The organism is Actinomadura viridis, from assembly GCF_015751755.1.
GTDB lineage: Bacteria > Actinomycetota > Actinomycetes > Streptosporangiales > Streptosporangiaceae > Spirillospora > Spirillospora viridis.
Genome location: NZ_JADOUA010000001.1, coordinates 4,434,246 through 4,453,585, shown reverse-complemented (window position 1 = coordinate 4,453,585; position 19,340 = coordinate 4,434,246). Strand labels below are relative to the sequence as shown.

Annotated in this window: 14 protein-coding genes; 7 read left to right on the top strand and 7 right to left on the bottom strand. The window is 71.6% G+C overall.

The genetic code is table 11. The annotated features are described in order from the left end of the window. The first annotated feature begins 17 nt into the window (after nt 1–17). Nucleotides 18–1,109: an ABC transporter ATP-binding protein gene (locus IW256_RS20630; RefSeq protein ID WP_307829398.1), complete on the top strand. Its 1,092-nt coding sequence runs from the start codon at nt 18–20 to the stop codon at nt 1,107–1,109. Between the two features lie 149 nt (nt 1,110–1,258). Here the strand turns inward: IW256_RS20630 and IW256_RS20625 are convergent, their stop codons facing one another. Both IW256_RS20625 and IW256_RS41300 read right to left on the bottom strand, forming a co-directional pair. Then, entirely contained in the window at nt 1,259–2,023 is a 765-nt protein-coding gene (locus IW256_RS20625; RefSeq protein WP_197012550.1) for a class I SAM-dependent methyltransferase, read from the bottom strand. A gap of 38 nt (nt 2,024–2,061) precedes the next feature. Beyond that, the gene (locus tag IW256_RS41300; protein ID WP_197012549.1) at nt 2,062–3,114 is read right to left on the bottom strand and encodes a DUF5937 family protein; all 1,053 of its coding nucleotides are present in this window, start codon (nt 3,112–3,114) and stop codon (nt 2,062–2,064) included. An 86-nt stretch (nt 3,115–3,200) separates the two neighbouring features. On the opposite strand from IW256_RS41300, the gene IW256_RS20615 reads away from it, so the two are divergent. Further along, nucleotides 3,201–4,541, top strand: a complete 1,341-nt coding sequence (locus IW256_RS20615) for an MFS transporter (RefSeq protein ID WP_197012548.1) — start codon at nt 3,201–3,203, stop codon at nt 4,539–4,541. A gap of 291 nt (nt 4,542–4,832) precedes the next feature. On the opposite strand, the gene IW256_RS20610 is transcribed toward IW256_RS20615, so the two are convergent. The 5 genes from IW256_RS20610 to IW256_RS20590 form a co-directional block, all read right to left on the bottom strand. Next, entirely contained in the window at nt 4,833–7,337 is a 2,505-nt protein-coding gene (locus IW256_RS20610) for an ABC transporter permease (protein WP_231403861.1), read from the bottom strand. Continuing rightward, nucleotides 7,334–8,128, bottom strand: coding sequence for an ABC transporter ATP-binding protein (locus IW256_RS20605; RefSeq protein WP_197012547.1), 795 nt, complete (start codon nt 8,126–8,128; stop codon nt 7,334–7,336). The genes IW256_RS20610 and IW256_RS20605 overlap by 4 nt, the downstream gene beginning before the upstream one ends. A 740-nt stretch (nt 8,129–8,868) precedes the next feature. Then, nucleotides 8,869–9,549, bottom strand: a complete 681-nt coding sequence (locus IW256_RS20600) for a response regulator (RefSeq protein WP_197012546.1) — start codon at nt 9,547–9,549, stop codon at nt 8,869–8,871. 30 nt (nt 9,550–9,579) lie between these two features. Beyond that, entirely contained in the window at nt 9,580–10,797 is a 1,218-nt protein-coding gene (locus tag IW256_RS20595; protein WP_197012545.1) for a sensor histidine kinase, read from the bottom strand. A 152-nt stretch (nt 10,798–10,949) separates the two neighbouring features. Then, nucleotides 10,950–11,864 (bottom strand): RecB family exonuclease, encoded by a 915-nt coding sequence (locus IW256_RS20590; protein ID WP_197012544.1) that lies wholly within the window; start codon nt 11,862–11,864, stop codon nt 10,950–10,952. A 95-nt stretch (nt 11,865–11,959) separates the two neighbouring features. Here IW256_RS20590 and IW256_RS20585 point away from each other — a divergent pair, with 95 nt between their 5' ends. The 5 genes from IW256_RS20585 (at nt 11,960) to dop (ending at nt 19,286) form a co-directional block, all read left to right on the top strand. Then, nucleotides 11,960–13,174 carry a site-2 protease family protein gene (locus IW256_RS20585; RefSeq protein ID WP_307828973.1) on the top strand — a complete coding sequence of 405 codons (1,215 nt, stop codon included), beginning with the start codon at nt 11,960–11,962 and terminating at the stop codon, nt 13,172–13,174. A 48-nt stretch (nt 13,175–13,222) separates the two neighbouring features. Further along, the gene (locus tag IW256_RS20580) at nt 13,223–14,131 is read left to right on the top strand and encodes a tRNA (adenine-N1)-methyltransferase (protein ID WP_197012543.1); all 909 of its coding nucleotides are present in this window, start codon (nt 13,223–13,225) and stop codon (nt 14,129–14,131) included. A 448-nt stretch (nt 14,132–14,579) separates the two neighbouring features. Then, the gene (arc, locus tag IW256_RS20575; RefSeq protein ID WP_197012542.1) at nt 14,580–16,343 is read left to right on the top strand and encodes a proteasome ATPase; all 1,764 of its coding nucleotides are present in this window, start codon (nt 14,580–14,582) and stop codon (nt 16,341–16,343) included. Nucleotides 16,344–16,527: 184 nt separating this feature from the next. Further along, entirely contained in the window at nt 16,528–17,772 is a 1,245-nt protein-coding gene (locus IW256_RS20570) for an acyltransferase family protein (protein ID WP_197012541.1), read from the top strand. Next, nucleotides 17,769–19,286 (top strand): depupylase/deamidase Dop, encoded by a 1,518-nt coding sequence (dop, locus tag IW256_RS20565; protein WP_231403860.1) that lies wholly within the window; start codon nt 17,769–17,771, stop codon nt 19,284–19,286. Before IW256_RS20570 ends, dop begins: the two co-directional genes overlap by 4 nt. The last annotated feature ends 54 nt before the right edge of the window (nt 19,287–19,340 follow it).

The following is a 19,340-nucleotide window of genomic DNA, read 5'->3' as shown; positions in this document are numbered from 1 at the left end:
GGCCGGCGAGCGGGTCCGTGCGCGGGGAGACGCTGCTGGAGGTCGACGGCCTGGGCAAGCACTTCCCGGTGACCGCGGGGCTGCTGCGCCGCCAGGTCGCGGCCGTCAAGGCCGTGGACGGGGTGTCGTTCTCCGTGCGCAAGGGCGAGACGCTGGGCCTGGTGGGCGAGTCGGGCTGCGGCAAGACCACCACCGGCCGGATGATCATGCGGCTGCTCGACCCGAGCTTCGGGAAGATCACCTTCGAGGGGCGCGACATCACGCGCCTGCCGCAGAAGCGGATGCGCCCGCTGCGCCGGGACATCCAGATGATCTTCCAGGATCCGTACTCGTCGCTGAACCCGCGGCAGACGGTCGGCGCGATCGTCGGGGCGGCGTTCCGGCTGCAGAAGATCCAGACCGACGACGGGGTGAAGAAGGCCGTCCAGGACCTGCTGGAGCTGGTCGGCCTCAACCCCGAGCACTACAACCGCTACCCGCACGAGTTCTCCGGCGGGCAGCGGCAGCGCATCGGGATCGCCCGGACGCTGGCGCTCAGGCCCAAGCTGATCGTGGCCGACGAGCCGGTGTCGGCGCTGGACGTGTCGGTGCAGGCGCAGGTGGTCAACCTGCTGGAGGACCTGCAGGACGAGTTCGACCTCACCTACGTGGTGATCGCGCACGACCTGTCGGTGGTGCGGCACATCTCCGACCGCGTCGCCGTCATGTACCTGGGGAAGATCGTCGAGATCGCGGACCGCGACGATCTCTACGGGCGGCCGATGCACCCCTACACCAACGCGCTGCTGTCGGCGGTGCCGGTGCCCGACCCCTCCAAGCGCGAGGGCAAGGACCGGATCCGGCTGCAGGGGGACGTGCCGAGCCCGCTGGACCCGCCGCCGGCGTGCCGGTTCCACACCCGGTGCTGGAAGGCGCAGGACATCTGCAAGCAGGTCGAGCCGCCGCTGGTGGAGCTCAGCCCGGGCCATCAGGCGGCCTGCCACTTCCCCGAGAACACCACGGTCAGCGCCACCGACCTGGTCGCGGCGCAGTCGGCCTCGGTCAAGGGCACGGCCGCCGCGTCGCCGGCCGAGCCGGACGCGGGCGTGGTGAAGGGCGAGGACGACTGAGCCGGTCCCGCGGCCCGTGACGGGCCGCGGGCCGTGCGTGATCAGGCGGGACGGCCAGGCGGGACGCAGGACGGAATGGCCGGGCGGGCTGCTGGCCGGGCGGGACGCAGGGGCCGAATGGCCGGGCGGGATGGCCGGGCCGGGGACGGTCAGGCCAGGCGGGCGGTGAACCAGCCGCGGGACTCGTCCAGGAAACCGTCCAGGCGCAGCCCGGCGCCCGCCAGCACCTCCTCCAGCTCCTCGTCGCCGAGCCTGCGCGAGGTGAAGGAGTGCACCCAGGCACGCTCGCCCAGGCGGTACTCCATGCTGGCCGACAGCAGGTCCGGTCCGTGCCTGACGACGTCGAACAGGCGGTACCGCACGCCCTGCCGCTCCCATTCGGAGGGCCCGGCGGAGTCGAACCACCCGGCCGTCTCGCGCTGCACGATGACACGGCCTCCGGGGGCGAGGTGGCGGCGGCAGGTCTCCAGCAGTTCCCGCCGCGGGCCGTAGCAGATGAGGAACGACATCATCAGCACCACCTCGAACGTCCGGCCGAGGTCGAGGTCCTCGATCGCCGAGCGGACCGTCTCGGCCCCCTCGATGCGGGCGAGCATGTCCGCGGACGCGTCGACCGCGACGACGGGGTGGCCGAGGTCCAGGAGCGGGCGGGTGACCCGTCCGGCGCCGGCGCCCAGTTCGAGGATGGCCGCGCCCGGAGGGACGGCGCCGTGGACGAGGGCGGCGCTGTCGCGGTCGGGCGGCATCGCGGCGTAGAACTCCACCGCCGACCCGTCGGGCGCGATGGCCCCGGGCCCGCTGCCCTGCCCGCCGCCTTGCCCGCTGTTCTGCCCGCTGTTCTGCCCGCGTGCGGTCGCCGTCGCGCGTGCCGTGCTTTCCCCGTCAAGGCGGCCTGAGCCGGTCGAGTCGTCCATGCGCCGATTGTGCGGGAAGGCCCTTCGCGGCCGCCACGTCAATTCCTGCCGTCTTCGAGGGCGGGCGGGTCCTCCGGTTCCGGCGCGCCGCGCGCCAGCGCGTCCCCGAGCGGGGTGCGCCGGTACAGGACGCCGCGTCCCGCGCGGGCCCGGTCGAGCAGCCCGGCGCGGCGCAGGACGGCCAGGTGGTCTCCGGCGGCGCCGACGGCGATGCCCAGGGCGCGGGCGAGCTGGGTGGTGCCGGCCGGTTCCTCCAGGGCGAGCAGGACGCGGGCCCGGGTGCGGCCGAGGAGCCCGGCGAGCGCGCCCGGTTCGGGCCGGGCGGTGTTCTCCCAGAGGGCGGCGATGCCCCGCGCGGGGTAGATCAGCGCGTGCGGCCAGGTGGGGGCGGTGTGGGCGGCCACGCGCGGCCACAGGAACACCGAGGGGATGAGCAGGAGGCCGCGGCCGCCGAGCGGGACGGTCTCCCGGGCCGTCGTGTGCAGGATCTCGATGCCCCGGTCGCGCCAGCGGACCTGGGCGGCCAGGTCGTCCAGGGCCGCCTCCCAGCCGCCCTGCCCCAGCCGCCCGGACCGGTGGAGGACGTCGCGTTCGCAGATCGCCCGCAGTTGCGGCCACGAGGGCGCCAGCAACCCGCGCCAGGCGGTCTCCAGGGTGCCGGCGACGAGCGCGACGACGTCGTCGCGGGCGAGCAGCGCGGCGGCGCGGCCGGCGGAGTCGGTGGTGCCGGGGGAGGTGGGGGAGGTGGGGTGGCGGTGCCGCAGGGCGGCGGCGATCTCGCTGCGGGCCAGGTCCAAGGGGGTGGCCCGGACCTGCTCCAGGTCGTCCTCGATGGTCTGGGCCAGGCCCAGCCGGGGCGGCGGCGCCGTGAACCCCGGGCCCTGCGTGGGGGAGTGCAGCGCCAGGACGGCCTCCAGCGGGGTCTCGGCGCGCAGCCGCCGGAACACCGGGACGAGCCGGTCCGACCACGCGGGAGGCAGCCGTCCGGGAAGTCCGGCCAGGGCGCGCAGCAGGCAGTTCAGCTCGAACAGGGGCGAGAGCGCGAACCGGCTGTGCAGCAGGTCCTCGGTGTCCACCTCGAAACGGATCACACCCGGACCCTACGCGCCCCCGGCCCGACCTTACGTCCTGGGACGTAAAGATGGCCCGATGATCACGGCGGCGCGAGGCTGCGCGCATGACCGGATCCCAGGACGCCTCCCCGCCGCCGCGCGAGCCGCGTACGGCACCGCCCGCCCCGCCGGCCCGCGCGGACGCGCCCCCGCCCCCGGACGTCCCCGCCCGCGACGGCGGCCGCGGGTCGTACCGGGAGCTCCTGGGAGAGCCGAGCTTCCGGGTGCTGTTCGTGACGCGGTCACTGGTGATCGCGGCGGACACGCTGCGGATGGTGGCGCTGTCGGTGCTGGTCTACGGGCGGACGGGGTCGCCGCTGCTGGCGGCGGTGGCCTTCGCCATCGGGTTCCTCCCGCAGGTGGCGGGCGGCGCGCTGCTGGGGTCGCTGGCCGACCGGATGCGTCCCCGGCCGCTGATGTCGGGCGTGTACGCGCTGTCGGCGGCGGTCGCGGCAGTGCTGGCGCTGCTGGATCCGCCGGTCGCGGTGAGCCTGGCGCTGGTGGCGGCGGTCGCGTGCGTGACCCCGGTGGTGTCGGGGGCGGTCAACCGGCTGGTCGCCGAGGTGCTGCCGGGGGAGGGGTACGTGCTGGGCCGGTCGCTGATGATGATCGCGTCGTCGGCGGCGCAGCTGCTGGGCCTGGCGTTCGGCGGCGTGGCGGTGGCCGCGCTGGGGCCCCGGTACGCGCTGCTGGCGACCTGCGCCGCCTACGCGCTGGCCGCGGTGCTGGTCCGGGTGCTGCTGGAGGACATGCCGCCCGCGGCACCCGAGGACGGCGGCGCCGGGCCGGGGAGTTCGTTCCTGCAGGCGAGCCGCGCGGTCAACCGGCGGCTGCTGGGGGACCGGGAGGTGCGGGTGATGCTGCTGGCGCAGTGGCTGCCGGTGGCGTTCGTCGCGGGGGCGGAGAGCCTGCTGATCCCCTACGCGCGGGTGCGAGGCTATCCGGACGGGACGGAGGCGGTGCTCCTGGCGTGCGTCCCGGCCGGGATGATGGCGGGCAACCTGGTGGCCGGGCGCCTGCTGGCCCCGGCCACCCGCGAGCGCCTGGTGGTGCCGATGATGGTGGTGTTCGGGGCGCCGCTGGTGCCGCTGGCGGCGGTGCTGCCGGTCACGGTGGTGGCGGTGCTGCTGGCGGTGACCGGCGCCGGGTTCGCCTACGAGCTGGGGATCCAGCGGCGGTTCGTGGAGGCGGTGCCCGAGGGGGCCCGGGGGCAGGCGTTCGGGTTGCTGTCGACCGGTGTGATGACGTTGCAGGGCGTGGGCCCGGTGGTGTTCGGCGGGCTGGCCGAGGTGGCCGGGGTCGGCTGGTCGGTCGCGGCGGCGGGGGCGGCGACGATGCTGACGGCGGTGTGGCTGCGCGGCGGCCTGGGCTCCGCCGCAAAGTCCCGGCCCACGGCTCGCGCCTGACGGCTCGCGCCTGACGGCTCGCGCCTGACGGCTCGCGCCTGACGGCTCGCGCCTGACCGGGCCGGTGCGGCCGGCCCCGGGACCGGGCCTGCGGCCTGAGCCGCGCCACGCCGCGGCCCGGGTCCGGGAAACGCGGTGCCCCGCACGGCCGGGAGGCCGTGCGGGGCACCGGGCCGCCGCCCGCGGGCGGCGGCCCCGCCGGGTCACCGGGAGATCATCGGGAGGTCACCCGGCGCGCCGCCCCCGGAGGGGCGGCGGTCATCCGGTGGCGGGACGGCCCCAGGGGGACGGTCATTCGGTGGAGATGGCCCTCAGCACGTCCATCCGCCCGGCCCGCCACGCCGGCCACACCGCGGCCAGCACACCGATCAGCGCCGCCACCACCAGGTAGATCGCCAGGGTGCCGACGGGGACGCTGAGCCGCTCGAGGCCCTGCTCCACCAGCGCCCGCTGCAACGCGGCGCCGAACGACACCCCGATCCCGATGCCCAGCACCGCACCGAACACCGCGATCACGATCGACTCCAGCCGGACCATCCGGCGCAGCTGCCGCCGGCTGATCCCGATCGCCCGCAGCAGCCCGATCTCCCGGGTCCGTTCGATCACCGACAGCGCCAGGGTGTTCACCACGCCCACCGCCGCGATGATCACCGACATGATCAGCAGCACGGTGAGGAAGGACACCAGCCCGTCCACCTGCTGCCGCGCGTTCTCCTTCAACGCGGCCTGGTCCTGCACCTTCACGGCGGGGTTGTCGCCGAGCGTCCGTTCCAGCGCGCTCTTGGTCGCGGTGTCCGCGGCCCGCGCGTCCACCATGATCGCCGACACGGAGGGCCGGACGGCGTGCGCCAGGTGCGCCTGCTCGGAGATCAGCCGGGGCCCCAGGATGTCGTTCTTGGCGTAGACGCCCGTGACCCGCAGCCGCTCGGTGGCGCCGTCGGGGAACTGCACCGCCACCACCGACCCGACCGTCCACTTCTGCGCGGACGCGGTGTCGGAGTCCACCATCATCCCGTCGCGGCCCAGGTTCGTCCCGCCCGAGACCAGCTCCATCCTGGTGCCCTTGGCCAGCGCCGCGGCGTCGCCCGCCGCGTACCAGGCCCGCTTGCCGCTGATGTTGAGGTTCCCGCTGTAGTAGCCGGCGGCGCTCTCGACACCGGGCGTGGCCTTGACCTGCCCGACCAGCCGCGGGTCCAGGCCGCCCCCGCCCATGCCGGCCGGCTGGACGATGTAGTCGGCGCCGAACTGCCGGTCGACCTGGGAGTCCACCGACGACCGCATGGACGCGCCCAGCACGTTCACCGTGGTGATCAGCGCCAGCCCGATCATCAGGGCGGCCGCCGTCGCCGCGGTCCGGCGCGGGTTGCGCAGCGCGTTCTGCCGCGCCAGCCGCCCGGGGGCGCCCATCAGCCGGGCGGCGGGAGCGCCCAGCACCCGCACCACCGGCACGCTGATCACCGGGGCGAGCATCGCCACGCCCAGGAACACCGCGAACGCCCCGGCGCCCACGGGCACGGCGGGATTGCCCGCGTCCCCGACCAGCCCCAGCGCGATCAGCCCCGCGCCGATCAGGGTGAGCAGGGTGCCCAGCGCCAGCCGGATCCGCATCGACCGCCGCGGCAGCGCCACGTCGTCGCGCATGGCCGCCACCGGCGGGATCTTCGCCGCGCGGCGGGCGGGGAAGTACGCCGACATCACCGTGACGCCGATCCCGACCACGTACGACCAGATCACCGGGTTGGGGGTGAGCACCAGCCCGCCGGCGTCATCGCCCATGACCTGCTGCTGAAGCAGCAGGGCCAGCCCGGCCCCGGCGGCCAGCCCCAGGGTGGACCCCACCACCCCGACCGCGACCGCCTCCCCGATCACGGCGCGGGTGACCTGCGACCGGGCCGCGCCGATCGCGCGCAGCAACGCCAGCTCCCGGGTGCGCTGGGCGACCAGCATCGAGAAGGTGTTGAAGATGATGAACGCCCCGACGAAGATCGAGATCAGTGCGAAGACCAGCAGGAACGTCCGGAAGAACCCCATGAACTCGGCGATGCCGCTCTTGAGGTCGTCGCGCAGCTTCGTACCGGTGATCGCCTCCAGCTGCGGCGGGAGCACCTGGGCCACGCGGTCGCGCAGCTCCTCCTCGCCCGGCCCGGACGAACCCATCTGGATGTCGCTGAAATGCCCGGGCTTGAGCAGCAGCCGCTGCGCGGTGGCGGTGTCGAACGCCGCGACGCTGGCGCCCATCATGTTGCCGGTGTCGATCAGCCCGACGACCCGGACCCGCTGCACCGTCCCGGAGGTGACGACCCGGGCCGTGTCCCCGACGCGCAGCTTGGCCTTGCCGGCGGTGGCGGAGTCGAGCGCGACCTCGGCCCGGTTCGCCGGGGCCCGCCCCGAGATCATCTCGTAGTCGCCGCCGGGCACCCAGTTCACGCCCAGCTGCGGCGCCCCCTGCCCCCCGATGATCTTGCCGTCGTGGCCCACCACCGCGGCGTACCCGGTGACGTTCCCGACGACGTCCTTGACCCCCTCGACCTCGCTCAGCGTCTTGACCAGCGAGGCGGGGACGGGCTGGGCGGACTGCCCGTCGTCCATCGGGTCGTTGACGACCTTCTTGGCCCGGACGTCGACCGCCACGCCCTTGCCGATCCCGTTGAACAGGTCGTCGAACTGGCGGTTCATCGTGTCGGTGAAGATCAGGGTGCCGGACACGAACGACACGCCGAGGATCACCGCGACCGCGGTGAGCACCAGCCGGATCTTGTGCGCCGCCAGATTGCGGAGCGTGACCTTGGCCATCATCGGGCCGCGACCCCCGGCAGCTCGAAGCCCTTCATCCGCTCCAGCACCCGCTCGGCGGTCGGCTCGGCCATCGTGTCGACGATCTGCCCGTCGGTCAGGAACAGCACCTGGTCGGCGTAGGCGGCCGCGGACGGGTCATGGGTCACCATGACGATCGTCTGCCCCATCCGCCGCACCGAGTCGCGCAGGAACCCCAGCACCTCCGCGCCCGACCGCGAGTCCAGGTTCCCGGTCGGCTCGTCCGCGAAGATGATCTCCGGGCGGGAGGCCAGCGCCCGGGCGCACGCCACCCGCTGCTGCTGGCCGCCCGACAGCTCGCTGGGCCGGTGCCGCAGCCGCGGCCGCAGCCCCACCGTGTCGATGACCTGGTCCAGCCACTGCCGGTCGGGCTTGCGCCCGGCGATGTCCATCGGCAGCGTGATGTTCTCCAGCGCCGTCAGCGTCGGCACGAGGTTGAACGCCTGGAAGATGAACCCGATCTTGTCGCGGCGCAACCGGGTCAGATGCTTGTCCTTCATCCCCGTCACCTGGGTGTCGCCGATGAAGACCTCACCGGAGTCCACCGAGTCCAGCCCCGCCATGCAGTGCATCAGCGTGGACTTGCCGGATCCCGAAGGCCCCATGATCGCGGTGAACCGGCCGCGGGGAATCCCGACGGTCACCCCGTCCAGGGCGACCACCTTCGCGTCCCCGGAACCGTAGACCTTGGCGACCCGGTGGGCCCGCGCGGCGAAGTCGCCCGCCCCCGGCGCGGAATGCGCGTCAGCGGTCGATCGGGCGGTGTCCGTCACAGTGAACTCCCCTGTCTGCGTTTCGATGAACTCACGATCACTGGAAACCACCCGATGCCGGGCACGCGCCGGTAGGCGGCGCGTGCCGATGTCACGGGCGGGACCGGGGGCCGGGCCGGGCGATGGTGCGCCGGAAGGACCGGCGCCAGCGAACCGTCCCTTTGATGACCCCCGCACCGAAAAGACTAGGAGACGACCGGTCCGCTGTGATGAGTCCCAGGAAGGGAGTTCCCACTCCGCCCTATGCAGGAGGTTCCCCCCATTGATCGTCCTTCCGGAGTAGAGGGGAACGACCCCGGGTGCGGAGAGCCTCAGGGACGATCCCGGGGAGGACCAGGGGAACCGGACCGGGAACCGGGCTGTGACCTGCGGATCTGCTCGCGGAACGAGACCTCCGCGCCGCGCGGCGCCTCAGGGATCGCCCCCGAGTCCGGCGAAAGCGGGGGAGAGGCGGGGCGGAGCACCGGCAGGACGGGGGCAGGACGCCGGTGGGAGCGCGGCAGGGCGGCCTTCCCGGCCGCGTGCAGGGCCCGGGCAGGCCACGGACGTACGGGGCAGGCCACGGACGTACGGGGCAGGCCACGGACGTACGGGGCGGGGAGGGCAGTGGACGTACGGGGCAGGGAAGGCCGCAGAGACCGCGGAAGGGCGAGCGGCGCGGAAGGGCGAGGGCCGCGGAAGGGAGCGCGAAAGGAGGCGGGCCGCGGAAGGGAAGGGGGGCGGGCCGGGTGGAGAGCCGGTCAGCTCTGCCCGGGGCGGCTCAGACCCGTCTCGTAGGCGTACACCACCGCCTGCACCCGGTCCCGCAGGCCCAGCTTCGCCAGCACGTTCCCCACATGCGTCTTCACCGTGGTCTCACTGACCACCAGCTCCCGCGCGATCTCGGCGTTCGACTGCCCCCGCGCCACGTGCGTCAGCACCTCCCGCTCCCGCTCGGTCAGCGTGTCCAGCCCCGGCGGCGGCGAGGCGTCCCGCACCGCGGGCAGCCGCGTCGCGAACTTGTCCAGCAGCCGCCGCGTCACGCTCGGCGCCACGATCGCGTCCCCCGCCGCCACGATCCGGATCGCCTGCACCAGGTCCTCCGGCGGCGAGTCCTTCAGCAGGAACCCGCTCGCCCCCGCCCGCACCGCCTCGATCACGTACTCGTCCAGATCGAAGGTCGTCAGGATCAGCACCCGCGGATCATGCGACGCCGCACCCTCACGGATGATCCGCCGGGTCGCCTCGATCCCGTCCACCCCCGGCATCCGGATGTCCATCAGCACCACGTCCGGCAGCAGTGACCGGGTCAACTCCACCGCCACCGCGCCGTCCCCGGCCTCACCCACCACCGCGATGTCCGGCTCGGCCTCCAAGATCAGCCGGAACCCCGTCCGCAGCAGCGGCTGATCGTCCACCAGCAGCACCCGTACCGTGCTCATCGTCGCCCCACCCGTCCCACCGTGTTCCATTCACGCCTCCAGAGGGAACCGGGCCCGCACACCGAACCCGCCACCGACCCGCGGACCGATCCGCAGCTCACCGCCGTACAACGCCACCCGCTCGTACATCCCCACCAGACCGTGCCCCGGATGATCACCGTTGCCGGCCATGATCGTCGCGGTGCCCCGCCCGTCGTCCTCGATCTCCACGGTCAGATCCCGATCGGTGTAATGCAGCCGGACCCACGCACGCGCCTGCGGCCCCGCATGCTTGAGCGTATTGGTCAAAGCCTCCTGGATGAGCCGGAACGCCGCCACGTCCACCCCCGGCGACGGCGTCCGCGCCTCACCCTCGATCCACAGCTGCACCGCCAGGCCCGTCTCCCGCACATGGTCCAGCAGCTCACCCAGATCGCCCAGCCCCGGCTGCGGCGCCAGCTCACCCGCCGGCTCGGCGTCCCGCTCGGTACGCAGCACCCCCACGATCCGCCGCATCTCGCTCAACGCCGTACGGCCGACCTCCTCGATGGTCGTCATCGCCTCCCGCGCCCCCGCCGGATGCCGATCCATGATCCGCCGCGCCGCCCCCGCCTGCACCGTCATCACGCTCACATGATGGGCGACCACATCGTGCAGCTCCCGCGCGATCCGCGAACGCTCCTCCACCCGCGCCGCGCGCGCGTCCGTCCCCCGCGCCCGCTCCAGCCGCGCCGCCCGATCCTCCAGCTCCGCCAGATACGCCCGCCGCAACCGCAGGTTCCGGCCCAGCGCCCACACCCCCACCACGAACGCGTTGTCGGTCAGCACCGACATCAACGCCATGTCACCGGGAAACACCAGCATGAACGCGTTCAACGCCGCCAGCGCCACCAGCCCGCCCAGCGCCGCCACCGCCAGCCCCCGGTGCGCCGCCACGCTGTAGACCGCCACCATGAACGCCACCATGTCGGGCGCCGCCGGCGGATAGTGCGCCACCGCGATCACGACCTCGCCCGCCACGATCAGGCCCAGCACCGCCAACGGACGCGACCGCCGCCACGTCAGCGTCATCGTCACCGCGACCACCAGCAGCAGGTGCCACACGTCGGTCTGGGCGTAGTACCGCTCCAGCCCCCCGGGAAGCTCCTCCAGATACAGCTGCGGCAGACCCGCCACCAGCAACGCCAACGCCAGCACGGCGTCGGCCGCCCGCGGACGCGCCTGGAACCAGGCACGGCAGGCATGAAGACCACGGATGCGGGGTGACACAACACTCACCCTAGGAGGCCCCGCCCGTACACGAGCCCTCCTGGACGGCGAACCGCGATCCTCCCCAAGGAGGACCCGGCACCCCGCTCACCCCATACCAGGCCACACGGCCCCTACCCCCGCACACCACCCACGACCCGCCGCCACGGCCCTCAAAGATCGTCCCGCTCCCGCGCCACCGGCTCCAGATCCGCCGGCGAAGGCCGGTCCACCGGCACCACCGGCAACGGCGGGGGAGTCCCCCCGAACCCCGGGCAGCGCTGCTTGTGATCACACCAGTCGCACAACCGGCTCGTGCGATACCGCCACTCACCCGTCTCCATCGCCCGCCGGATCGCCTGCCACAACGCCTCGACCTTACGCTCGGTCGCCCGCAGATCCGCCTCGTCCGGCTCGTACCGCAGAACCTCACCGTTACCCAGATACATCAGCTGCAGCAACCGCGGAACCCGCCCCTGCCGCCGCCACAACACCAGCGCATAGAACTTCATCTGGAACAACGCCCGCGCCTCGAAATCGGCACGCGGCGCCGTACCGGTCTTGTAATCCACGATCCGCACATCACCCGACGGCGCCACATCCACCCGGTCGATGTAACCCCGCAACTTCAGCCCCGACTCCAGCACCGTCTCCACGAACAGCTCACGCTCGGCCGGCTCCAGCCACCGCGGATCCTCCAACGTGAAATACCGCTCCACCATCGTCCGCGCCTGCTCCAGCCACGCCGACCGCTCCGCCTCGGCCTCCGCCCCCTCGCCGAACAACGACGCCAGCTCCGGCTCCGCACCCAGAAGCCGCTCCCACTGCGGCCCCAGCAACCCCACCGCCTCCGCCGAAGTACGCCGCTCCGACGGCAGATCGAACAACCGCTCCAGCACCGCATGCACCAGCGTCCCCCGCACCTGCGCCAGGCTCGGACGCTCCGGAATCCGATCGATCACCCGGAACCGGTACAGCAACGGGCAGGTCATGAAATCACCCGCACGCGACGGCGACAACGAACCGGCCACCCCCGGGCCCGCAGTGCTCTGAACGCTCGCCTCACGGCCCGTATCGGTGGTCGTCATGGCACAGCAGACTAGGGGACGCCCCCGACGAAATCCCGCACCCCGCCGCCCACCACGACGCCCACCACCACGACCAGGGCCGTAGCATCGAGACCGTGGCAGACACCGCACCCCCGACCGAAGACACCACCCCCGGCGGATCACCCGGCCCCCGCCGGCGCCGCCCCGGCGACGACACCGCCCCCAACGGCCGCCCCACCGGACCCGGCCTCTACATCGGACGCCCCCTCGGCGTCCCCGTGTTCGTCTCACCCAGCTGGTTCCTGGTCGCCCTCGTCGTCACCGTCATGTTCGAAGGCCAGGTCGACGGCGTCGTCCCCCCACCCGCCAGCTACGCCGTCGCCTTCGCCTACGCCGTCCTGCTCTACGCCTCGGTCTTCGTGCACGAACTCAGCCACGCCGTCACCGCCCGCGTCCTCGGCCTGCCCGTCCGCTCCGTCGTCCTCCACATCCTCGGCGGCGAGACCTCCATCGAACGCGAGGCACCCACCCCCGGCCGCGAATTCCTGATCGCCTTCGCCGGCCCCCTCACCAACCTCGTCCTCGCCGGACTGGGCCTCCTCGCCCACCTCCTGCTGCCACTGCCCCCCGTCGCCGTCCTCCTCGTCGACGCCCTCACCTTCGCCAACCTCCTCGTCGGCGCGTTCAACCTCCTGCCCGGCCTCCCCCTCGACGGCGGACGCCTCGTCCGCGCCGCCGTCTGGAAGGCCACCGGCCACAGCCGCAGCGGCGCCATCGTCGCCGCCTGGATCGGCCGCGCCGTCGCCATCCTCTGCCTGGTCGCCGGCGCCTTCATGGCCACCTACCCCGCCTCCGGCCAGAACAGCGGCACCGGCTGGCTCGCCCTTCTCTGGTCCGCCCTGGTCGCCTCCTTCATCTGGGTCGGCGCCACCCAGGCGCTGCGCGCCGAACGCGTCCGCGACCGCATCCCCGCCCTCCACGCCCGCCGCCTGGCCCGCCGCGCCACCCTCGTCACCGCCGACGTCCCCCTCGCCGAGGCCGTCCGCCGCGCCCACGAGCAACACTCCGGAGCCCTGGTGATCGTCGACCACGACGGCCGCCCCCGCGGCCTCGTCAGCGAGAAGGCCGTCACCGCCACCCCCGAGCAACGCCGCCCCTGGATCGAGGTCGGCGACCTGTCCCGCGGCCTCGACGACGCCCTCACCCTCCCCGCCGACCTGGCCGGCGAAGAACTCATCGACGCCCTCCGCGCCGCCCCCGCCTCCGAATACCTCCTCATCGAAACCGACGGCCGGGTCTACGGAGTACTCGCCGCCGCCGACGTCGACCGCGCCTTCGCCGGCATCTGACCCGCGCCCCACCAGAACGGTCCCCGCGGCCCGATAGCCTTGACAGCCATGAGCGAACCCACCCCGCCGAGCACCCCGACCAGCCCCGGCCGCATCCCCCACGGCCCCTTCCGCGCCGGCGACCAGGTTCAGCTCACCGACCCCAAAGGCCGCCTCAACACCATCACCCTCCACCCCGGCAAGCTCTACCACTCCCACAAAGGCGCCATCCCCCACGACGACATCATCGGCAGCCCCGAAGGCTCGGTCTTCCGCTCCACCGGCGGCACCGAATACCTCGCCTTCCGCCCCCTCCTCGCCGACTACGCCGTACGCATGCCCCGCGGCGCCGCCGTCGTCTACCCCAAGGACGCCGCCCAGATCGTCGCCATGGCCGACATCTTCCCCGGCGCCCGCGTCGTCGAGGCCGGCGCCGGCTCCGGCGCCCTGAGCTGCTTCCTCCTCCGCGCCGTCGGAGAACACGGCCTCGTCTCCTCCTACGAACGCCGCCCCGACTTCGCCGACATCGCCCGCGCCAACGTCGAGAAGTTCTTCGGCGGCCCCCACCCCGCCTGGCGCCTCACCGTCGGCTCCCTCGAAGACGCCCTCACCGAGACCGAGGTCGACCGCGTCGTCCTGGACATGCTCGCCCCCTGGGAATGCGTCGACCCCGTCGCCAAGGCCCTCATCCCCGGCGGCATGGTCTGCGCCTACATCGCCACCACCACCCAGATGTCCCGCGTCGTCGAAGAACTCCGCGGCCACGGCGCCTTCGCCGAGCCCTACGCCTTCGAGACCATGCTCCGCTCCTGGCACGTGGAAGGGCTCGCCGTCCGCCCCGACCACCGCATGGTCGGCCACACCGGCTTCCTGGTCACCGCCCGCCGCCTCGCCGACGGCGTCACCCCGCCCCTCCGGCGCCGGCGCCCCGCCAAGGGCGCCCAGAACCCCGAACCCGGCACCCCCGCGGCCACCTGACCGCCCCCACCGGCACCCCCGCGGCCACCTGACCGGCCCCCACCGGCACACGCCACGCCCGGCGGCACCCCCGCACACCACCGAGGCGAAGATCACAAAGCCGTCACGGCCGCACGCCCACGCCCCCCGCCCACGCCCCGTTCACCACCCGCGAACACCCCCCACCACCGATCTGTAACACCGAATTCACACCACCACACCCACACGGCGCCCCACGCCCACACACCACGGAAACAGCACGACACACGCCCCCGCACAACCGGATCCGCCGTTTCCACCGCCCGACCACACCGCCACCCACAACCCCCGCGCCACCGCGCACCCGCCTCCCGACCAGGAGAGATCCGGCGCCCACGACACGAGTACCGAATGGGCAGGTTACGGAAGCCCTCCAGATAGGTAGGGTCTCAGTAGGTCGTCGGCTCTCTTCGTGAGGAGGTGACGGGGCGTGGCCGCTCGTGACGATGCTGGGGCGCGCAAGGCGCAGCACGACAAGGAGGTTAGAGACCTCCAAACGCAGGTGTCCTTCCTGGAGGAGGAGATCTCCGTGCTGCGCCGGAAGCTCGCGGAATCCCCGCGCCAAGTTCGTGTTCTGGAGGAGCGTCTCCATGAGGCACAGGCCAATCTGGCCGCCGTGACGGGTCAGAACGAGCGTCTCGTGGCGACCCTCAAGGAAGCCCGTGAGCAGATCGTGGCGCTCAAAGAGGAGGTCGACAGGCTCGCACAGCCACCGTCGGGCTACGGGGTCTTCCTCGAAGCCCGCGACGACGGCACCGTGGACATCTTCACCGGCGGACGCAAACTACGGGTGAACGTCAGCCCGGCCGTCGACGTCGAAGAACTGCAGCGTGGCCAGGAGGTCATGCTCAACGAGGCCCTCAACGTCGTCGAAGCACTCCGCTTCGAAGAGCAAGGCGAAGTCGTCATGCTCAAGGAACTCTTCGACGACGGCGAACGAGCACTGGTGATCGCGCACGCCGACGAGGAACGCGTCATCAAGCTCGCCGAGCCCCTGCGCGGAGTCCCCCTCCGCGCCGGCGACTCGCTCATGCTCGAACCCCGGTCCGGATACGCCTACGAGAAGATCCACAAGGCCGAGGTCGAAGAACTGGTCCTCGAAGAGGTCCCCGACATCTCCTACAACGAGATCGGCGGCCTCGGCTCACAGATCGAAATGATCAGAGACGCGGTCGAGCTGCCCTACCTGCACGCCGACCTCTTCCGCGAACACCAGCTGCGCCCCCCCAAGGGCGTCCTGCTCTACGGCCCCCCCGGCTGCGGCAAGACCCTCATCGCCAAGGCCGTCGCCAACTCCCTCGCCAAACAGGTCGCCGAGAAGACCGGCCAAGAAGGCAAGAGCTTCTTCCTCAACATCAAGGGCCCCGAACTACTCAACAAGTACGTCGGAGAGACCGAACGGCACATCCGCCTGGTCTTCCAGCGCGCCCGTGAGAAGGCCTCCGCCGGCACACCGGTCATCGTCTTCTTCGACGAGATGGACTCCATCTTCCGCACCCGCGGATCCGGCGTCTCCTCCGACGTCGAGAACACCATCGTCCCGCAGCTCCTCAGCGAGATCGACGGCGTCGAGGGCCTGGAGAACGTCATCGTCATCGGCGCCTCCAACCGCGAGGACATGATCGACCCCGCGATCCTGCGCCCCGGCCGACTCGACGTCAAGATCAAGATCGAGCGTCCCGACGCCGAGGCCGCCAAGGACATCTTCTCCAAGTACATCCTGTCCGGACTCCCCCTCCACCCCGACGACGTCAAGGAACACGGCGGCAGCGACGAGGCCACCGTCGACGCCATGATCCAGCGCGTCGTCGAACGGATGTACACCGAAAGCGAGGAGAACCGCTTCCTGGAGGTCACCTACGCCAACGGCGACAAGGAAGTCCTCTACTTCAAGGACTTCAACTCCGGAGCGATGATCCAGAACATCGTCGACCGGGCCAAGAAGATGGCGATCAAGCAGTTCCTCGACACCGGCCAGAAGGGCATGCGCGTCGCCCACCTCCTCGCCGCCTGCGTCGACGAGTTCAGCGAGAACGAAGACCTCCCCAACACCACCAACCCCGACGACTGGGCCCGCATCTCCGGCAAGAAGGGCGAACGGATCGTCTACATCCGCACCCTCGTCTCCGGGAAGCAGGGCGCCGAGGCCGGCCGCTCCATCGACACCGTCGCCAACACCGGCCAGTACCTGTAAACGACCGACAGACAACCCCACGACGACCGACCCGCACGCGGCGGCCACCCACACCGGGTGGCCGCCGCGCCGCGTTCACCCGCGTTCACCCGCGTTCAGGGCCGCCTCGTCCAGCGCATTCTCCGGGACGAACCCGCCCACCCGGGACGAGATCACCCCGCCACGTCCCCTAGGCTCGACCCCAATGTCCTCCCAGAACCACCCACACAGCACCAAAGCTCCCGTAACAACCAAAAACCCGCCCACCAGAAGACTCCACGAACTCGACCTCCTCCGCTTCCTCGCCGCCCTCGCCGTCCTCCTCTACCACTACACCGGCACCACCGGCGGCCCCTGGCACGACCAGAACGCCCGCGAACTCTTCGCCCCCACCTCACTGGCCACCCAGTTCGGCTACCTCGGCGTCGAACTCTTCTTCCTCATCAGCGGCTTCGTCATCCTCATGAGCGCATGGGGCAGGACCATGGCCGACTTCACCATCTCCCGCATCACCCGGCTCTACCCCGCCTACTGGTTCGCCGTACTCCTCATCGCAGCCATCTACCTCACCACCGGCCACGGCCGAGGACGCCCCGAGAACATCATCCCCAACCTCACCATGTTCCAGCAGGGCATGGGCATCCAGAACGCCAGCGGAGTCTTCTGGACCCTCTGGACGGAGATGCACTTCTACGCATTCATCTCCATCCTCGTCCTCACCGGCGTCACCTACCAGCGCTGCATCACCTTCATGGCCACCTGGACCGTCCTCGCCATCTTCGCCCAGGAAACCGGCGCCCAACCCCTCCAATCACTCCTCATCCCCCAACACGCCCCCTACTTCATCGCCGGCATGGCCCTCTACCTCATCCACCGCTTCGGCCCCACACTCCTCCTCTGGGGCTTCACAGCCTTCTCCTGGGCCACATCAATCCGCTACGCCCTCCCCACAGCAACAGAACACCCCTACAACATCGCCCCCAGCAACGCCTGGCCCGCCATCCCCATCGCCATCACCCTCATCTACCTGACCATGAGCCTCGCCGCCACAGGCAAACTCCGCCACCTCAAATGGCGAGGCTTCGCCACCCTCGGCTGCCTCACCTACCCCACCTACCTCATCCACTACGAACTCGCCCCACCCCTCGCCGACGCCCTCCACCCCGCACTCCCATACTGGGCCGCCACCACCACCATCATCGCCATCGTCCTCACCACCGCCTACCTCATCCACCGCCTCATCGAACGACCCCTCGCAGCCTGGCTCAAACCACGCCTACGCGACTCCTTCCAACGCATACGAACAACATCACCCAACGGCCCCCGCCAAGAAACCCCCCACAACAGCCCACCCGCAAGCGAAACCACAGCCAAAGACAACACACCCACGCCCCACGACCAGGAGCCCCATAGCTCCACCCCCTCCGCCCCTATAGGCTCGACCATATGAGTGTTCGGCGGGTGATGGGCATCGAGACCGAGTACGGCATCTCCGTACCGGGCCAGCCAGGGGCCAACGCGATGGTGACCTCCTCCCAGGTCGTCAACGCCTACCTCGCGGCATCAGCCGCACGGGCCCGCAGAGCCCGCTGGGACTTCGAAGAGGAGAACCCCCTCCGCGACGCCCGAGGCTTCGACCTCGCCCGCGAAGTCGCCGACCCCACCCAGCTCACCGACGAAGACCTCGGCCTCGCCAACGTCATCCTCACCAACGGCGCCCGCCTCTACGTCGACCACGCCCACCCCGAATACTCCGCACCCGAGTGCACCAACCCCCGCGACGCCGTCATCTGGGACAAAGCCGGAGAACGCGTCATGGCCGACGCCACCCAACGCGCCGCCATGGTCCCCGGCACCCACCCCATCCAGCTCTACAAGAACAACACCGACAACAAGGGCGCCTCCTACGGCTGCCATGAGAACTACCTCATGAAGCGCGAGACGCCGTTCGCCGACATCGTCCGCCACCTCACCCCCTTCTTCGTCTCCCGCCAGGTCGTCTGCGGCGCCGGCCGCGTCGGCATCGGCGTCGACGGACGCGGCGACGGCTTCCAGATCAGCCAGCGCGCCGACTTCTTCGAGGTCGAGGTCGGCCTCGAGACCACCCTCAAACGCCCCATCATCAACACCCGCGACGAACCCCACGCCGACCCCGAGAAGTACCGCCGCCTGCACGTCATCATCGGCGACGCCAACATGAGCGAGCTCTCCACCTACCTCAAGCTCGGCACCACCGCCCTGGTCCTCGCCATGATCGAAGACGGCTTCCTCACCGTCGACCTCTCCGTCGACATGCCCGTCGCCGCCCTCCGCGCCATTTCCCACGACCCCACCTGCAAGCACCTGCTCACCCTCCGCGACGGCCGCAAGATGACCGCCGTCCAGCTGCAGATGGAGTACCTCGAGCAGTCCCGCAAGTACGTCGAGGACCGCTACGGCGCCGAGACCGACGAGATGACCAAGGACGTCCTGGACCGCTGGGAGTCGGTCCTGCACCGCCTCGGCGAGGACCCGATGCAGCTCTCCCGCGAGCTCGACTGGGTCGCCAAGCTCTCCCTCCTGGAGGGCTACCGCGAGCGGGACGGCCTGGACTGGTCGCACCCCCGCCTCCAGCTCGTGGACCTGCAGTACACCGACATCCGGGCCGACAAGGGCCTCTACAACCGGCTGGTGGCCCGCGACAGGATCGACCGGCTCGTCTCCGAGCCCGAGGTCCAGGCGGCCATCGAGGACCCGCCTGAGGACACCAGGGCCTATTTCCGGGGCCGCTGCCTGCGCCAGTACGCCGAATCGGTCGCCGCGGCCTCCTGGGACTCGGTGATCTTCGACGTGCCCGGCCGCGAGTCCCTGCAGCGTGTCCCCACCCTGGAGCCGCTCCGGGGCACCAGGCAGCATGTGGGCGCTCTCCTGGACCGCTGCCGGACCGCGGCCGACCTGGTCGCGACGCTCACCGGCCAGGGCTGAGCCGCAGCACATTCGTGACTGCTTTGCCCGTTTCACGGGTTGATGGACCGGCGA